Source organism: Anabaena sp. FACHB-83, assembly GCF_014697485.1.
Classification (GTDB): Bacteria; Cyanobacteriota; Cyanobacteriia; order Cyanobacteriales; family Nostocaceae; genus Nostoc_B.
Genome location: NZ_JACJRY010000017.1, coordinates 34,669 through 52,446 on the forward strand (window position 1 = coordinate 34,669; position 17,778 = coordinate 52,446).

19 protein-coding genes are annotated in these 17,778 nt (G+C 40.9%); 10 read left to right on the forward strand and 9 right to left on the reverse strand.

The features are described from left to right. Positions 1–25: 25 nt before the first annotated feature. The 5 genes from plsX (at position 26) to H6G79_RS19980 (ending at position 5,065) form a co-directional block, all read left to right on the forward strand. The gene (gene plsX, locus H6G79_RS19960) at positions 26–1,051 is read left to right on the forward strand and encodes a phosphate acyltransferase PlsX (RefSeq protein WP_190591341.1); all 1,026 of its coding nucleotides are present in this window, start codon (positions 26–28) and stop codon (positions 1,049–1,051) included. Between the two features lie 78 nt (positions 1,052–1,129). Next, a complete protein-coding gene (locus H6G79_RS19965; RefSeq protein ID WP_190591342.1) occupies positions 1,130–2,122 on the forward strand; it encodes a beta-ketoacyl-ACP synthase 3 in 993 nt (330 codons plus the stop codon). Between the two features lie 88 nt (positions 2,123–2,210). Continuing rightward, positions 2,211–3,092, forward strand: a complete 882-nt coding sequence (fabD, locus tag H6G79_RS19970; protein WP_190591343.1) for an ACP S-malonyltransferase — start codon at positions 2,211–2,213, stop codon at positions 3,090–3,092. A 196-nt stretch (positions 3,093–3,288) separates the two neighbouring features. Then, a complete protein-coding gene (locus H6G79_RS19975; protein WP_190591344.1) occupies positions 3,289–3,927 on the forward strand; it encodes a 1-acyl-sn-glycerol-3-phosphate acyltransferase in 639 nt (212 codons plus the stop codon). 100 nt (positions 3,928–4,027) lie between these two features. Then, positions 4,028–5,065: an AI-2E family transporter gene (locus tag H6G79_RS19980; RefSeq protein WP_190591345.1), complete on the forward strand. Its 1,038-nt coding sequence runs from the start codon at positions 4,028–4,030 to the stop codon at positions 5,063–5,065. Positions 5,066–5,254: 189 nt separating this feature from the next. On the opposite strand, the gene H6G79_RS36845 is transcribed toward H6G79_RS19980, so the two are convergent. Together H6G79_RS36845 and H6G79_RS19990 are read right to left on the reverse strand one after the other, a co-directional pair. Beyond that, positions 5,255–5,818 (reverse strand): DUF6887 family protein, encoded by a 564-nt coding sequence (locus H6G79_RS36845; RefSeq protein ID WP_242048468.1) that lies wholly within the window; start codon positions 5,816–5,818, stop codon positions 5,255–5,257. Next, positions 5,815–6,015: a DUF6888 family protein gene (locus H6G79_RS19990; RefSeq protein ID WP_190591346.1), complete on the reverse strand. Its 201-nt coding sequence runs from the start codon at positions 6,013–6,015 to the stop codon at positions 5,815–5,817. Before H6G79_RS19990 ends, H6G79_RS36845 begins: the two co-directional genes overlap by 4 nt. Positions 6,016–6,363: 348 nt before the next feature. Between H6G79_RS19990 and H6G79_RS19995 the strand changes: the two genes are divergently transcribed. Then, a complete protein-coding gene (locus H6G79_RS19995) occupies positions 6,364–7,431 on the forward strand; it encodes a reverse transcriptase domain-containing protein (protein ID WP_190591347.1) in 1,068 nt (355 codons plus the stop codon). Positions 7,432–7,468: 37 nt separating this feature from the next. Next, positions 7,469–8,347 (forward strand): hypothetical protein, encoded by an 879-nt coding sequence (locus tag H6G79_RS20000; RefSeq protein ID WP_190591348.1) that lies wholly within the window; start codon positions 7,469–7,471, stop codon positions 8,345–8,347. A 177-nt stretch (positions 8,348–8,524) separates the two neighbouring features. Here the strand turns inward: H6G79_RS20000 and H6G79_RS20005 are convergent, their stop codons facing one another. The 7 genes from H6G79_RS20005 to H6G79_RS20035 all read right to left on the reverse strand — a co-directional run bounded on the left by H6G79_RS20005 (position 8,525) and on the right by H6G79_RS20035 (position 14,279). Beyond that, the gene (locus H6G79_RS20005) at positions 8,525–8,818 is read right to left on the reverse strand and encodes a DUF3349 domain-containing protein (RefSeq protein WP_190591349.1); all 294 of its coding nucleotides are present in this window, start codon (positions 8,816–8,818) and stop codon (positions 8,525–8,527) included. A 75-nt stretch (positions 8,819–8,893) separates the two neighbouring features. After that, complete coding sequence (locus H6G79_RS20010) at positions 8,894–9,163, reverse strand: hypothetical protein (protein WP_190591350.1); 270 nt, start codon at positions 9,161–9,163, stop codon at positions 8,894–8,896. Beyond that, positions 9,111–9,377 (reverse strand): DUF6972 family protein, encoded by a 267-nt coding sequence (locus tag H6G79_RS20015; RefSeq protein ID WP_242048469.1) that lies wholly within the window; start codon positions 9,375–9,377, stop codon positions 9,111–9,113. The genes H6G79_RS20010 and H6G79_RS20015 overlap by 53 nt, the downstream gene beginning before the upstream one ends. Positions 9,378–9,719: 342 nt before the next feature. Further along, positions 9,720–10,043: a hypothetical protein gene (locus H6G79_RS20020; RefSeq protein WP_190591352.1), complete on the reverse strand. Its 324-nt coding sequence runs from the start codon at positions 10,041–10,043 to the stop codon at positions 9,720–9,722. A gap of 126 nt (positions 10,044–10,169) precedes the next feature. Further along, positions 10,170–12,641 carry an ATP-dependent Clp protease ATP-binding subunit gene (locus H6G79_RS20025; protein WP_190591353.1) on the reverse strand — a complete coding sequence of 824 codons (2,472 nt, stop codon included), beginning with the start codon at positions 12,639–12,641 and terminating at the stop codon, positions 10,170–10,172. Positions 12,642–13,021: 380 nt separating this feature from the next. Further along, complete coding sequence (rimI, locus tag H6G79_RS20030) at positions 13,022–13,567, reverse strand: ribosomal protein S18-alanine N-acetyltransferase (protein WP_190591354.1); 546 nt, start codon at positions 13,565–13,567, stop codon at positions 13,022–13,024. Positions 13,568–13,583: 16 nt separating this feature from the next. After that, positions 13,584–14,279: a Uma2 family endonuclease gene (locus H6G79_RS20035; RefSeq protein WP_242048470.1), complete on the reverse strand. Its 696-nt coding sequence runs from the start codon at positions 14,277–14,279 to the stop codon at positions 13,584–13,586. 241 nt (positions 14,280–14,520) lie between these two features. Between H6G79_RS20035 and lysA the strand changes: the two genes are divergently transcribed. From lysA to uppS, 3 genes are all read left to right on the forward strand, one after another. Further along, a complete protein-coding gene (gene lysA, locus H6G79_RS20040) occupies positions 14,521–15,933 on the forward strand; it encodes a diaminopimelate decarboxylase (protein ID WP_190591355.1) in 1,413 nt (470 codons plus the stop codon). Positions 15,934–16,105: 172 nt separating this feature from the next. Continuing rightward, positions 16,106–17,029: a diadenylate cyclase CdaA gene (cdaA, locus tag H6G79_RS20045; protein WP_190591356.1), complete on the forward strand. Its 924-nt coding sequence runs from the start codon at positions 16,106–16,108 to the stop codon at positions 17,027–17,029. Continuing rightward, on the forward strand, positions 17,026–17,775 hold the full coding sequence (gene uppS, locus H6G79_RS20050; RefSeq protein WP_190591357.1) for a polyprenyl diphosphate synthase: 750 nt from the start codon (positions 17,026–17,028) through the stop codon (positions 17,773–17,775). The genes cdaA and uppS overlap by 4 nt, the downstream gene beginning before the upstream one ends. Positions 17,776–17,778: the final 3 nt, after the last annotated feature.

Consider the following 17,778-nt stretch of genomic DNA (forward strand, 5'->3'; position numbering starts at 1 on the left):
GTAAGGTTTCTATAAGCTCTGAGCAATGGGATCGACTAGCGCACGGATAGCAATTGACGCAATGGGGGGGGATCACGCACCCAAAGAAATCGTTGCTGGTGCATTACGCGCCAGTGAAGAATTGGGTGTGAAAGTCTTGCTAGTTGGTGATCCCCAACAAATTAAAGCTGTCATGCCGCCAAAAACTACTTTGGAGCGGGTGGAGATAGTTCCTGCTGAAGAAGCGATCGCTATGGATGAGGAGCCTTTAAATGCGGTTAGACGCAAACGTAAGGCTTCGATTAATGTAGCGATGGATTTGGTCAAAAATCAACAGGCAGACGCTGTATTTTCTGCTGGACACTCTGGGGCAGCTATGGCATCAGCATTGCTGCGTTTAGGAAGATTGCCAGGAATTGATCGCCCAGCCATTGGTACAGTTTTCCCCACGATTATGGCTGGCAAGCCAGTATTGATACTGGATGTCGGTGCAAATGTAGACTGCCGCCCTAAATTTTTAGAGCAGTTTGCTGTGATGGGTTCAATTTACAGCCAATATGTTTTGGGTATGGATACACCAAAGGTAGGCTTACTCAATATTGGTGAAGAAGATACCAAGGGCAATGAGCAAGCACTCCGCGCCCATCAACTGCTGCGGGAAAATTCTAGTATCAATTTTATTGGTAATGCCGAAGGGCGTGATGTACTTTCGGGACAATTTGATGTAATTGTCTGTGATGGGTTTGTGGGTAATGTGTTACTCAAATTTGCCGAATCTCTGGGAGGAGTAATTCTGCAAATCTTACGTGAAGAACTGCCCCAAGGCTTGCACGGTCAAATAGGGACTGCCCTGTTAAAACCAAATCTCAAGCGAATTAAGCAACGGATGGATCATGCGGAGCATGGAGGTGCTTTACTGTTAGGTGTGGCTGGAGTTTGTTTTATCGGCCACGGTAGTTCACAAGCACCTTCAATTTTTAGTGCAATACGTATGGCAAAAGAAGCAGTTGATAACCAAGTGCTGCACAGACTTAAATCGCAGTACGAAATCCTACAGCGTGAGAACGGTTAGTCATAGTTGATATTGTCATCCGTGATTTGTCCTGAGAAGGATGAATGATGAAAACGCTGAGAGCTTGGGAGAGCAGGAGTGCAAAAGTTAGGCATCGCATTTACAGGAAGTGGCTCGGCAGTTCCCGAAACTTCCCTCGACAACCAGGCACTAACAGCACTGGTTGAAACATCAGATGAATGGATTACCACAAGAACGGGTATTCGTCAACGACGAGTATCACTTTCTTCAGGTTCATTGACTGAATTAGCGGCGGCAGCAGGGGAAAGAGCGATCGCCGCCGCCGGCATTCAAGCTACGGACTTAGATTTGATTTTGCTGGCAACATCTACCCCAGATGATTTGTTCGGCACGGCTTGTAAAGTCCAAGCCCAGTTAGGCGCAACCAAAGCAGTTGCCTTTGATTTAACCGCCGCTTGTTCTGGCTTTGTATTTGGGCTGGTAACGGCTGCTCAATACATCCGCACAGGGGTATATCAGAATGTACTGGTGATTGGGGCAGACATCCTCTCCCGTTGGGTAGATTGGCAAGACCGTAAAACTTGCGTGTTATTTGGTGATGGGGCAGGTGCGGTAGTATTACAAGCAGCTGAAAGCGATCGCTTGCTAGGATTTGCCCTCAAAAGCGACGGTAGCCTCAATCATCAGCTTAACCTCGGCTATGCAGCGACTCCCCAAGAACTACTCCCAGGCATCAACGTTTCTCAAGGCACTTACCAACCCATCAGTATGAATGGCAAAGAAGTATACCGCTTTGCTGTCCAAAAAGTGCCGGAAATTATTGATAAAGCTTTATTTGAAGCCAACTTGACCGTTGATCAAATAGATTGGTTAGTCTTACATCAAGCTAATCAACGCATTCTAGATGCTGTTGCCCAACGTCTAGAAATTCCCGAACAAAAAGTTATTAGTAACCTTGCCAATTACGGCAATACCTCCGCCGCTTCTATCCCCCTCGCCTTAGATGAAGCAGTGCAACAAGGCAAAATTAAACCCAATGACATCATTGCTGCATCCGGTTTTGGTGCAGGTCTGACCTGGGGTGCAGCTATCTTCCAATGGGGAAGATAAGTATTAATAAGTAAAAAGTAAAAAGTAAAAACGTAAAACTTTTTACTTTTGCTTTTTTCCTTTTGACTTTTTAATTGACGATTGACCAATGACTAAAACCGTATGGGTGTTTCCCGGACAAGGTTCCCAAGCACTGGGAATGGGAACAGACTTATTAGATATACCAAGTGCTAAAGCAAAATTTACTCAAGCTGAAGAAATCTTAGGCTGGTCTGTTAGCGATATCTGCCAAAACCAAGAAGAAAAGCTAGGACAAACTCTTTATACTCAGCCCTGTCTTTATGTAGTGGAAAGTATTCTCGCTGACTTGATGCGAGAACGGGGACATCAACCAGATGTGGTGGCTGGACATAGTTTAGGTGAATATATTGCCCTTTACGTTGCTGGGGTTTTTGAATGGTCAGCAGGTTTGCGTTTAGTTAAACGCCGTGCTGAACTAATGGATAGTGCGGCTGGTGGAATGATGGCGGCTTTAATGAACTTTGACCGCGAACAATTAGATACAGTTATAGCCGAAACGCCAAATGTAGTTTTGGCAAATGATAACAGTCCAGGACAAGTGGTCATCTCTGGAACTCCTGATGCGGTACAAGCGGTAATGTCGCAGGTTAAAGCCAAACGTGCGACACCCTTAAAAGTTTCTGGCGCGTTTCACTCACATTTAATGTCGGCTGCTGCGGCTGAGTTCCAAGAAATTCTGGAGACAGTAGAATTTCAGTCTGCAACTGTACCTGTAATGTCGAATGTTGAACCTACACCCGCCACTGACGCAGAAATTTTAAAACAGCGTCTTACGCAGCAAATGACTGGTTCAGTACGTTGGCGAGAAATTTCGCTGCAATTACCAGCTAACAACATTGAACAAGTCATAGAAATTGGCCCTGGCAATGTTTTAACTGGGTTAATTAAACGCACCGTTACTGATTTAATCTTAAAGAACGTCCGTAATGCTGCTGAATTAACAGAATAGGGAGTAGGGACGAAAAAATCAAAAGTTAAAAGGCAAAAGTAAAAAATATACTAACTTTTAATTTTTAATTTTTAGTTTGTGAAGGGTATTCCAAAAAAGAAATTATCCCATTTGTTGACTACCTCTATCCACCTTGTCTTCCTTGTCCCCCTTGTCCCCCTTTTCCTAATTCCTACTCCCCACTCCCTAATGTCCTATGTCTCGCAGTCGTGAACCGTTAATTAGTCTGGCGCTTTACCACGCTTTCAAATGGTCGGTTGTCAGCCCCATGCTTCATACTTACTTTCGTGGGAAGATTTATGGGGTCGAAAATGTGCCGCAATCAGATCCTTTGGTAGTTGTGAGTAATCATGCTAGTTATTTTGACCCGCCAATTGTTTCTAATTGTGTGCGCCGTCCGGTAGCATATATGGCGAAACAGGAGTTATTTGAAATTCCGGTTTTGGCACAAGCTATTAAATTATATGGTGCTTACCCCGTGAGTCGCGGTAGTGCCGATCGCAATGCCATTCGGGCTGCTTTAGAATGTTTAGAAAATGGTTGGGCTGTGGGAGTGTTTTTACAAGGGACTCGCACACCTGATGGCAAAATTACTGACCCCAAAAAAGGCGCAGCACTCTTAGCCGCAAAGGCGCAAGCACCAATTTTACCTGTGAGTTTGTGGGGAAGTGAAGGAATTTTAGAAAAAGGCTCATCCATACCGCGTGCTGTTCCCCTGACGATTAGAATTGGTGAGGTAATTGCACCACCAAGTTCTACTAACAAAGATGAATTAGACCGTGTAACCCAAAAGTGTGCAAAGGTCATCAACGAAATGCACGATTTAGGGCGTTGATGAGAAATATGCTTTTCGGTAGTAGCGATCGCCACTGTATTTTTATATGTTGCTAATGTCTACTAGCGATCGCTAAATTAACTAATTTTTAAAATATTATATGACCGGCTCTGATGCCAAGAACTTTTGGAATCGCTTGAATAATTCGGCGTTAGTCCGCTTTTTGTTGTTAGTGGCTTCTGGCTGGGCTTTCGTACAACTTTTAGCATACTTTGAAGCCGTCATTGTTATTTTTACATTTGCGGCAATTTTAGCTTTTTTACTCAGCTATCCTGTAAATTGGTTGCGGCGGTTTTTACCTCATGGGGTAGCTGTAATTGTTGTCTTCTTAATCAGCATTGTGATTTTAGGCGGATTATTAATCACCGTTGGGATAGCAGTATTATCCCAAGGACAGCAATTAATTGATAGTATTTCGGGATTTTTAACTTCTCTTGCGCCTTTTTTAGAAAGAATCGAAGAATTTCTCCGTAACCGCAATCTGCAAATAGACTTGAGTTTAATTGAAGAACAATTGCGGAATCAGGCTATATCAGGTTTAGTCACCAGCTTAACTTTTCTACAACAGTTATTAACTAATTTTGTCACCTTTATTTTAATTGCTGTTGTAGCATTCTTCATGCTACTAGATGGCGAAAAACTATGGAATTTTATCTTAAAGATAGTCCCTAAACAACGCCGCATCAGATTTACCAATATCATTAGACGCAGCTTTTTAGGGTTTTTTCGTGGTCAGCTATTACTGAGTTTATTTTTAACCACAACTACTTTCATTGTCTTTGTAATCTTGCAAGTACCTTTTGCCTTACTATTATCTGTAATTGTTGGTTTTTTAGATATCATTCCAGGTATTGGAGCAACTTTAGGTGTTAGCACAATTACTTTAATTGTCTTATCTCAAAATGTTTGGCTGGCATTGAAAGTATTGATTGCTTGTATTATCCTCCAACAAATTCAAGACAATCTCATTGCACCTCGGATTATGCAAGGTGCGCTAAATCTCAATCCGGTTGTGGTATTTTTCGCCTTATTAGTAGGTGCTAGAGTCGCAGGCTTATTAGGAGTTTTCATTTCTATTCCAATTACGGGAGTAATTGTATCTTTATTTGAAATTGATGAGATGAAAGCTGAGGTTTAGTCAAGAGTTATGGAGTAGCGATCGCATTTTGTTCTTCTGTTGGTAATTTTTCAATTTCTGCGATCGCAAGCTGTAGTAATTCAGTCATGGTTGAGTAGTTTGAATAGCTTTTTACCATTGATGATATCAAGTATTTGATTGCGTTAGCGTAGCTGACCGTCGGTATCGCCTCTAGTACAGTCTTCTTATCTAATCCTTTTCAACAGAGAAAATAAATACCTCTGCTGATGTAGTCGGCCAGATAAATAGATTTTCCTTTTCCGTATCTAAATCAATAGCAACTGCTTCTATTTGATTTGGAACCCTATTTTTATCTCTATATTTCACTAATGTAGTGAATTGTCTAATTTCTAAACTTGGTTCAATAATTGTGAATTTTACTGGTGAGTTAAGTTGAGTTGGTTCCCAAATACCAATTTCTTTATCAATTTCTATTCCTGTAATATGGTAGAGTGTAGCATTTCTGTTATCTAGCTGACTCCACCACTGAGTAATTGTCTGAACTTCAATGCTATTTTCTATTGTTTTGTCACAGTACCACCGGATAGCAGTTGAACTATCTTTAACAGCTTTTTTAATTGCTTTTTTAACTTGTTCTTCCCAATTCTCATCACTCATGTCTAAAGTGACCATTCTCCCTTCAGATTTTGAACGATCAATATACACATGAAAAGCTTCAATATCTTCGCGGTGGGTAAGAACATATCGGCGTAGGTCATTAAGACTCATTGCTTGATACTTAGCTACAGTCATGGTTCAAAACCTCCGCTTGGTTTGATTTCAAAGTCTAACTCTTCCCCAGCCACAAGTACATACAAATTGCCAGTACGTTCATCTATCCTAACAAGTTCGATGCTTTTGCATTGCCATCCCAATCCAGGATAAATTACATTAGTAAACCGGTAACAAAGCCTGTAGAGTCCCTGAGTTTGTTCATTTGTCGGCTTCATGTATATTTGACAGGATATATTTGTTGAGTATAATAATACTTTAGTTACTTTAAGTGTAAAACAACTTACAAGTATTTCTGAATCATTGAATTTCGATGATTCACAAGATAAATTACTTCCATCACTTGCGGGAATAAGTATTGATTTCCGTTGTTGATCCTGCGACGGTGTATTTAACGGTCAGCTTTACGAGGATTCTGTTCTCCTGAATTGACTCCTTTTCCTTTCCCGAATAGGCGAGAATACACCCGCAAGTGATATTTTTTATTAATTATTTACAAATATTCAATATCAATAATATAACTATTGTCTAACAGATAGCTAGTTAAGGATAATTTAGTTGACAAAGTGAAAGAAAGTTCTAAATTAATTCTCACAGACAAACCCGAATCTTTACGAGAACAATTTTATTCTCTCAAGCAGCCATCAGATATAGCTGACCTTTTAGGTGTTTCCTATTCTCGCCTTGTTTATCATATATATGTTGTTGAGCCTAACCAGCGTTATAAAACCTTTGAAATATCAAAAAAGTCTGGTGGGGTTCGTCAAATATCAACTCCTGTAACTGCGCTGAAAATTATCCAAAGAAAACTTAATCAGGTTTTACAAGCAGTATATGAGATAAAGCCATCTGTACATGGGTTTGTTAAGGGAAAAAACATTGTAACTAATGCTCAAGCTCATGCTAAGAAACGCTATGTTCTCAATATTGATTTAAAAGATTTTTTTCCTTCTATTAATTTTGGTAGGGTGCGGGGTATGTTCATAGCTACCCCGTATGGTTTACATCCAGAAGTTGCTACAGTTTTAGCGCAAATTTGCTGCCATAACAACCAATTACCTCAAGGCGCACCAACTTCACCGATAATTACTAATATGATTTGTGCCAAGATGGATAGCCAATTGCAGAGATTAGCTAAAGATTGTAAAGCTACTTATACAAGATATGCTGATGATATTACTTTCTCAACCACTTTACCTAAATTTCCTAGAGACTTAGCATATATAGTCAATGATGAGGATAGAGAAAAACTAATTGTTGGCAATACTTTACTGAACACCATCAGTGACAATGGATTTGAGCTAAATGAGGAGAAAGTTAGATTACAAGTTAAAGGAAATCATCAAGAAGTAACAGGATTAACAATAAATATTTTTCCTAACGTTGACCGTAATTATATACGCCAAGTTCGTGCTATGCTTCACGCTTGGGCTAAATTTGGGCTTGAAGCTGCGGAGAATGAGTATCAAGAAAAATATGAATGCCAAAGTAAGTTTACAATGAAAGGTAAAACAATATTTAAGCAAGTTTTACTAGGTAAAATAGAGTTTATCGGTATGGTTAAAGGAAAAGAAAATGTTCTGTACAAAAAATGTATAGAGCAGTATAAAATACTTTCTAAATTTAGTAGCTGATAATTATTAATTATTTTTTTAAAAGAGTGTAACAGTAATGGATAAAGCCACTCAAGACTTATTTGAAAATATTAATAGTAATCTCAAAAACCTTTCTTCATTTTTCGACAAGTTATCTAAGCAAGAAATTAAGATTGATTCATCAAGAATATATATAATTGATTATTCACAGTATCTCTGGCTCAATCTACCAAAACATAATGGAATCAAAAAACAACTAGAAGAATATAATCAACAATCAATAAATGCTCTGATTAATGATGATTTTCCTGAATTTTGTAGAAAAGTATATATGCAAATAGAAATTTTGCTAAATCAATTTACATTAAAGCAATCTGGTGCGGTAAAAACGCAAGAACCAGATTATTATAAAAAATCCAAACTTTATGACTTTTTTAAGATCATTAATAATAATCCAGATGATTTTAACCCTTATGATTATCCTGAATACAAGATAATTGCTTTTATTATGGATATTAGAGATTTTGCTAGTCACGGAGATACTAGTGGTAAATCATTATCAGACAGAGTTGAGGCTAAAGGTAAAACTATAAGAATCGAATTTAAAAAGCTAAAAAATAATACTATTGAAAATAATATACAAAAATTGTTTACTCAATACGTAGCTAATGAAAACCCTAATTTTGTTAAAATTAAAATAGATAATCAAACAGGATGGGCAAGTATTCAATTAACTAATTTGAAAGATAACTTTCTGACTAGTGATAAAATTGTATCTGATATTAAACCTACTTTAAAAGCATTACGACATCAATTCGGAAATAATGTGGAAGTTGTTAAAGCTAAAAAGCAGTTTCCTAATGAACTCAAGGATTTTTTTGATCAAAAAAACTATCAAACTATAAATCAGACAATGAATTGGTTTGTTAAGATAGTAGGTGATTTTTTGAATTAAAATTGATTAGAAAATAAAAAAATATAACTTTCCCCATAATTTTGTTTATGAACAAGCAATAAAAAAATTTATGGAGAAGACAATATAGGATGTATACATACTTCTACAAATTCCTAGTTATTCTTTATTTGACATAGTAAGAGGATAATGTGATATTGGTGGACTTATTGGTTATTATTACAATTCGTCAAGCCAATTCTGATAACCACAACTCAGTAAAAGGGTTTTTAAATTAGCAATGGCTTCAGCTTTAGGAATATCAATTGACTGTACTCTGTATACGTCATTGAGTATAACACTATAATCTTTACCAACGTAATAGGCGATAACTTCTGCTACGTTTCTGTCTGACATTTCCTCACTTAGTATTGCTAAAAGTGGTTCATAATTTTCTGCTTCAATACCATCAGGAAAAGCACATTTGATTAATTGATAGGTGCTTTGTAGATGAGGTGGAATAGTTATTTGCATAATTAATTACCAGTTAACGGAAAAGGTGGATGAATATATACAAGAAAATCTACACCTTGAGCAGAAGCGGCTCGATTAGAATAATTCATTAGCCAATAACCTACCTTCAATTGGTTCATACTCATCTTCTAATAACCACAACTTAGCTGCTTCATAATTATTACTAGAAAATACAATCTTATAACCCTGTGCTGGGTCATAAATTTGACAGTTTTGCTTACTATCACAGAGTAATAAAAGAATGTATGGAGGAGATAGCATAGGATCTATCCATACTTCTGTAAATTCCCAATTATTTCTCACTTGGTCTGGTGCGGGGGATGACGTGGTATTGGTCGTCTGCATTGATTTTTATCTCCCCATAATAAAGTGGAATACGGCTACCATCTGGGCTAATTCCATAACCTATCGGTTCATTAAAAAACATTCCGTAGCGTTCATATCCGCGAACGGTTCCAGTGAACTGCCCATTTTCTATTATGGCTTGAGCGACTTGGTTCATGCTAGTCTTATCGTCAAACACATGAGCCGCTAGTCCTCTTTTAAGAAGTCTTTGCATTTGAGGCGTGTTGGCAATATGTTTGGCAACTTGTTTAATTTCAAGAGTAATTTGACGACTAATTCCACGCATGATTATCTTGTCTATAGTGTTGTTACCAGCTTGCCTAGCTGGCTAATCAGTCTGAATAGCAGAATCCCGTCTTAAATGTACGGATATTACTCTATTTGGATGTGACAAATTATTTTGTATATTCTGGTCTTGTTTACGTAAAAAATCTCCCCAACACTAAGAGAGATAAACAGAAAGTAATTGTGATGCTTGAAGAATGAAACCCAACAACAGTAGCGTGCTTGTTGGGTTAAGCGACAGCGAAATCTAACTTCACGTCTGACTATTGCTTCAGGCGTGATGTAGTCTAAATATTGATTGTATCTCTTTCTTCAAGTGATCTAAACTCAAAGAAAAATAACCGTTTCGAGCAGATTTATACTGCTCCAGTAATAACTCATAAATCTCATTTTGACATTTAGTTAAACCATAAGCTCTAATCTCTGATAGCAAGTCTTTAATCCCAGAAAATTCAAATTCTGTGGAAACTGGGTAAAAATTTTGGTGTCCGGAAGCATGACGATTTACATATAAGTCAAATATTTGGATAAACTGCTCTGGGGTCATCCGGTTATCTTGCTCAGAGATGTCTTTGTCACCTATACTAATACTCATAAATTTTTGCTCCAATAGTAGGACTTACTAAACAGCCTAGCCATAATGCCAAGAAAACAAAAACGGTAGAGAAATTTATCCTCTACCGTTTGTTAAATTTACTTGAGACTCAATCCCAAACGTTAATTACGACTCAATTCCTTGAGGTAACAACTCCCGGCGCTGTTGAGAACTAACTTGGACATTGCCGTTTTCATCGACATCAACCACGGCGGTATCGCCATCTTTGATGCGACCAGACAGAATTTCTTCTGCGAGGCTATCTTCCAACAAGCGCATAATTGCCCGACGCAACGGTCTTGCACCGTAACTGGGGCTGTAACCTTCTTGGATGAGTCGGTCTTTGAAGCGTTCGGTGACTTCTAAGGTGATACCTTTTTCTGTCAGGCGACCAAACACTTCTTTGAGCATGATGTCGGCGATTTGGGTGACTTCTTCGCGGTTCAATTGACGGAAGACGATAATTTCATCCAAACGGTTGAGGAATTCTGGACGGAAATACTGCTTGAGTTCTTCGTTAACCAGAGTCTTAATCCGGTTATACTGCGACTCGCCAGCATCTTCGGTGAACTCGAAGCCGATGGTGGAAGCGCCTTTTTCAATTACCTTAGAACCGATGTTGGATGTCAAAATCAGCAAGGTGTTCTTGAAGTCAACGGTGCGACCTTTGGCATCGGTTAACCGACCGTCTTCTAAAATTTGCAGCAGCATATTGAAGACATCGGGGTGGGCTTTTTCGATTTCGTCGAACAGCACCACGGTATATGGACGACGGCGCACAGCTTCGGTTAATTGACCACCTTCGTTATAACCAACGTAACCTGGAGGCGAACCAATTAGTTTGCTGACGGTGTGGCGTTCCATATATTCCGACATATCCAGGCGGATCATTGCTTCTTCAGAACCGAAGAAGTAGGAAGCCAAGGATTTTGCCAACTCAGTTTTACCTACCCCAGTCGGCCCGGAGAAGATAAAGCTGGCGATGGGTCGGTTGGGGTTTTTCAAACCGACACGCGCCCGACGGATTGCCCGTGAAACTGCTTTCACTGCGTCTTCTTGTCCGATGAGTCGCTGATGCAAGGTGTCTTCCATGTGCAGCAGCTTTTCGGATTCAGACTCGGTGAGCTTGTTGACTGGTACACCTGTCCAGGAAGCGACGATGTGAGCAATGTCTTCTTCGGTAACAACGGGTTCTACACCGTCACCACTTGCACCGTTGGTTTTGCTTTGGGCGATCGCGCGGATTTCGGCTTTGATTTCCATTTCCCGATCACGCAGTTCCCCGGCTCTGTCAAAGTCTTGGGAACGCACTGCATCATCTTTTTCTTTTAAGATTTGGCGCAGTTCTTTATCTAACTCTTTAGCTGCGGGGGGCAGTTGGGAGTTGATTAACCGCACGCGCGAACCTGCTTCATCAATCAAGTCGATGGCTTTATCTGGCAAGTAGCGATCGCTGATATAACGGTCAGACAATTTCGCTGCTGCAATCAAAGCTTCATCAGAAATTTTCAACTTGTGATGCTGCTCGTAGCGATCGCGTAGTCCATGCAATATTTCTATAGTTTCATCGACTGACGGCTCACCTACCATGACTGGCTGGAAGCGGCGTTCTAAGGCTGCATCGCGCTCGATGTGTTTGCGGTATTCGTCGAGAGTGGTGGCACCGATACACTGCAATTCACCTCTTGCCAAGGCGGGTTTGAGGATATTTGCTGCGTCGATCGCACCTTCGGCTGCACCTGCACCAATTAGGGTGTGAACTTCGTCAATTACGAGAATGACGTTACCCGCCTGACGAATTTCGTCCATGATTTTCTTCAGGCGTTCTTCAAATTCACCCCGGTATTTGGTACCTGCTACCAGCAAACCGATGTCTAACGTGACTACACGCTTGTCTTCCAGGATGTCGGGGACATCTTTGTTGGCAATGCGGCTCGCCAAACCTTCGGCGATCGCGGTTTTACCAACCCCTGGTTCACCAATCAGCACTGGGTTATTTTTTGTCCGGCGACCCAAGATTTGAATTACACGCTCAATTTCTTTTGCGCGTCCTACGACTGGATCAAGTTTGTTGTCCGTCGCCATCTGGGTTAGGTTCGAGCCGAATTCATCCAAGGTAGGAGTCTTAGTGCGTCCCGATTGACCGGTCGCCGAAACCTCTGCTGTTTCTCCCAGCATTCGGATGACTTGGGTTCTTACCTTAGATAGATCCACCCCAAGGTTTTCTAGCACCCTGGCTGCTACACCTTCCCCTTCCCGGATCAGGCCCAACAGCAGATGCTCGGTGCCAATGTAGTTATGCCCTAATTGGCGCGCTTCTTCTAGGGATAGTTCCAGAACCCGCTTTGCCCGTGGCGTAAACGGAATTTCCACGGCCACAAAGCCTGAACCCCGGCCTATGATTTTTTCTACTTCAATACGGGCATCTTTGAGATTGACACCCATTGATTTCAGCACCTTGGCCGCAACTCCTGTGCCTTCCCCAATCAGACCCAGGAGGATCTGCTCGGTTCCCACAAAGTTGTGACCTAAACGGCGGGCCTCTTCTTGGGCCAGCATGATTACCTTAATGGCTTTTTCTGTGAAGCGTTCAAACATGGCATTTTTCCCATCACCTGCGTCGTGCCGGTACGCTGATTTTAGCACAGGCTAAGGTTTTGGGTGTCTGTATCAGAGATAATAGACATCCAAGGGAGACTACTCAAATTGATGGGTGGATTTGTCAACTGTTGATGAATTTTGCTACGGCTACTGACTTGAGGAGCTTTGATTTACTGGCTTTTCAGCTTGAGTTGTAAATAGTTAGCCGTTGTTATGATAATTTAATTTTACCAGTCACAAATACTAATTATTAGCACATTTTGAATCTAAAAGTCAAAATTTTTCTAAAAGTATTTTTTATTTAAAATATAAAAATTTTTCTTATTAAAAATTCTAATGAATTAACTAGAGGCTAGGGACTAGGGACTAGCCTCTAACTAAATCAATTGCCAAGAAAATTCGCTCAACTGTTGGCTGACAATGGTGTGCCACTGGTCTAAAGTTTGTTGAAAATGTGGATATTGCAATTCTGATAACCACAAAATCAAAGCATCTTCGTCGTTGTCTTTGTAATAACGCCGTCGCCGCCCCGCCGTTTTAAAGCCAAATTTCTCATATAAGGATATGGCTGCAATATTAGAAGCTCTCACTTCCAGGGTGGCGCGTTCTAAACCGCGATCGCAGGCTGCCTTCAAGAGAGCGTACAATAAAGCCTGCCCCAAACCCTGACGGTGATATTGGGGATGAATCGCCAAAATAGTAATGTGGGCTTCGTCAACAATTGACCAAAAACAGCCCATACCCAAAAGTTTAATGCTCGACAATGGCGCAAACAAACCCAGTAACTCGCTGTTTGGGCTTTCTAATTCGCGTTGATAACCTGCTAAAGTCCAAAGACCACCAAAACAAGTTTGATCGAGTTCGAGGATGCTACTAAGGTCATCGGTTGTGAGCGATCGCAATTTTAATTCTGATGAAATCACATTTAACTGATCAAAATTATAAGGAGGACTTAGTGGCAAGGTTTTCAACAAAACTCTGGTGTTCTGGACTAGCCAAACCTTGCTGCAAAACTGCTAAAACTTTTGCTAAATTCCCGGCTAATAATGCCGCTTTATCTAAGCATAAACCCGGAAAAATATGAGAGTAAATCACACCCTCATGATTAGGCGCAAGTTTGATATATTCCCCTTGCTCTAACTTGAACCAATCAAATTCATTATCATACACACGCCAGACTAAATATTCTTGCACTTGATTGCGGCGGTATACTTTTAACTTTTCGTGCAAATCCAAAGAAACACTACTAGCAGCAACTTCTACAATTAACTCTGGCGCACCTTCAATATAATCATCGTCACTAACACTGGCCTGTCCGTCATTAGTAATCAGCAAACAAGCATCTGGTTGGGGTTCATTATCGGCATCTAAGCGGACAGTGGCATTATCTCCCAACTCTACCCCAGGCGTAGCAGATTCATATAAGCCCAACCAAGCCATAACATAAGCATGGGGTTTACCATGACTTCTAAAACGTAAGGGAGATGCCATATACACAATTCCTTCAATCAGTTCCGCTTTTTTCACTGCTGGCATAGCATGATAACGACGCTCAAATTCTCCACGGGTGAGTTTATCGCCGTTTTCCAAAGGTGGCAGAGTTACTAAAAGAGTCATAGGAGAACTAAGGGTCATAATTTTTTCTCCAAAACTTCGACTTTGAGCCATAAACCCTAATAATCAATAGATTAAAAGAATTATGATGAACTGAAACAACGTTGATCAAAAGTGCTGCATTCAAACTAACTGACCTTAAGAGTTGATTTCCGGCTATGGGAAACTTTTCTTGTACTTTTTACTCAGCACTGAGTTGGTAAACTGAAAATCGGGACACTTCCTCAAGCTCTTAATTTGTATAAGGACAACTTACATAGTTATGGTATCGACTCACCCCACTGAGGTTCAACATGCTGGAACTCAGTATTTGCCTCAAAAGCGCAACCCAAACGCAACTATTTCGCCCAACCAGGAACTGTTACCTTTAACAGCTAAGGTTAACAGTAATGACTGTCTGGAAATTGGTGGGTGTGATGTCACAACCCTAGTTCAGCAGTTTGGTTCGCCATTATATATTTTAGATGAAGACACTCTGCGTGCGGCTTGTCGGCAGTACCGAGATGCTTTTAAGCAATATTACCCTGGTGTATCTCAAGTATTATATGCTTCTAAAGCGTGGAATTGTTTAGCCGTTTGTGCGATCGCAGCCTCGGAAGGCTTGGGAATTGATGTTGTCTCTGGCGGTGAACTTTACACAGCTTTAGCTGCTGGCGTTAGTCCTGAAAAAATTTACCTCCACGGTAATAATAAATCCCAGCCAGAGCTAGTTTTAGCAATTGAATCTGGTGTGACAATTGTTGTCGATAACTGGTATGAGTTAAAAACCTTGGTGGAACTCAGCACTCAGCACTCAGCACTCAGCACTAGGATCATGCTACGGCTAACCCCAGGTATTGAATGCCATACCCACGAATATATCCGCACCGGACACTTAGATAGTAAATTTGGCTTTGATCCCAACGACTTAGACGAAGTATTTACCTTTGTCAGCAAGCAACCTTCCTTAAACTGTGTGGGTTTGCACGCCCATATTGGTTCCCAAATTTTTGAACTGCAACCCCATCAAGATTTAGGGTCTGTGATGGTGCAGTGGTTCCGCGATACTGCTAAGTATGGTTTAAGTTTAACGGAACTCAATATTGGTGGTGGATTAGGTATTCGTTATACAGAATCAGATGATCCCCCAAGTATTGAAGATTGGGTAAAAGTAATTTGTGCAGCTGTTCAAGAAACTTGTGCGGCGGAAAATTTGCCTTTACCAAAGCTATTATGTGAACCAGGGCGATCGCTGATTGCCACATCTTGTATTACTGCCTATACTATTGGCGCAACCAAAGTAGTACCAGACATTCGTACCTACGTATCTGTTGATGGTGGGATGTCCGATAATCCCCGCCCCATCACTTACCAGTCTGTTTATCGGGCGGTAGTTGCTAATAAAATGTCTGCTAATGTAACAGAAACAGTCACCGTAGCTGGTAAACATTGTGAATCAGGAGATATCCTAATTAAAAATGCCCAACTACCCAAAACTGAACCAGGCGACATTCTCGTGGTTATGGCGACTGGTGCGTACAATTACAGTATGGCATCTAACTACAACCGCTTACCCCGACCCGCAGCCGTAGTCGTAGCCAATGGCGAAGCAAATTTGATTTTGCAACGCGAAACTTATCAAGACTTAATTCGGCAAGATTGTCTACCAGAAAGACTAAAAAAGTCTGAAGTCTGAAAAAGTGTGAAGTCTGAAGTCTGAAAACTTACAGGTTGTAGACCAAAGGAAATTGCCCCAGGCTAGGTTAAAAACTCAATGATGAAATTTATATTTCACACTTCATACTTCATACTTCACACTTTACACTTCATACTTTATACTTCATACTTCATACTTGATTCCAGATGTCATGAAAGATTGGTCAAAGCATTGGCTGACAAACCTAGGATGGTCGCAGTCCTTGCTACTTGGGACTCTGGATATAGTATTAGTGCTGGCGCTGACGTACATGATACTAGTGATTATTAGTGAGCGCCGGACACTTTGGATGGTGCGAGGATTTATTATTTTAATGTTGGCATCGGCTCTCAGTGGTAGATTGGGCTTACCACTGCTGAACTTTGTCTTAGAAAAATTAGTGATTGGTTGCGCTGTGGCGATGGCGGTAGCCTTACAGTCAGAATTTCGGCGTTTTTTGGAACAACTAGGGCGGGGAGAGTTACGCCAGTTGTTTCAAACATCAAGTTTATCCATCCCCAAATCTGATAGTGTGATTGATGAAATTGTGGATGCAGTGAAAGAACTTTCCAAAAATCGCATTGGAGCTTTGCTAATTCTGGAAACCACAGGCCCAATTGACGAGCGAGATTTTTCTGTGCCTGGAGTTAAGCTGAATGCTGAGGTATCTAAGGAACTTATACAAACAATTTTTCAGCCAAAAACTTTGTTACATGATGGAGCAACGTTAATTCGCGGCTCACGAATTGTATCATCAGGTATAATTCTACCACTTTCGGGACGCACAGCCTCGCGCCAGTTGGGTACACGCCATCGGGCAGCGATGGGAATTACTGAGCGGGTCGAAAATTGTATTTGTGTAGTTGTATCAGAAGAAACAGGTTCTATTTCCTTAGCGGAACGGGGAACTCTAAATAGACCACTGACCATTAGAAAACTAAAAGAGTCCTTAGAGGCTCGATTATCTCCAACTGTAGATCGGGAAGCAGTTGCTCCGGGTCTGTTAAGCTGGGTGCGTCAGATTGGTAGTAAGGGACTGGTACTATTTTCACGTTTACTTGGATTACCATCGACCGCTTCACGAGACAAAAAATGACTGTACAACCAACTGAACTGCTATATTTGCCTCCCGACTTGAAACGGGAACTACTGCCCAAACACGTTGCGGTGATTATGGATGGCAATGGTCGATGGGCTAAACGTCAAGGTTTACCGCGAATTATGGGACATAAGCGTGGTGTTGATGCTTTGAAGGATTTGCTGCGTTGTTGCAAAGACTGGGGAATTGAGGCACTGACAGCTTATGCTTTTTCTACGGAAAACTGGAAAAGACCGCAGGAAGAAGTGGATTTTTTGATGACTTTATTCCAAGTAGTTTTACGTCAAGAACTGCGGGAAATGGTCGAGGAAAATGTGCAAATTCAGTTTGTGGGGAATTTGCAGGCTTTACCAAAGTCACTGCAAGAAGAAATTACCCGTTCAATGGAAGCGACAAAGAATAATCGCAGTATTAAATTTTCTGTGGCAACTAATTATGGCGGACGGCAGGAAATTTTACAAGCTTGTCGGGCGATCGCGCAAAAAGTCGAGCAAGGTATCCTCAAACCAGATGAAATCGATGAAGCGGTGTTTGAAAGCCATTTGTATACAGCCGGAATTGATGACCCTGATTTATTAATCCGTACTAGCGGTGAAATGCGTCTTTCAAATTTCCTGCTCTGGCAAATGGCTTATGGTGAAATTTACATTACTGATACGCTTTGGCCAGATTTTGACCGGGCTGAATTTCACCGGGCTTTGTGTGCATATCAGCAACGCGACCGGAGATTTGGGAAAGTGTAGCAA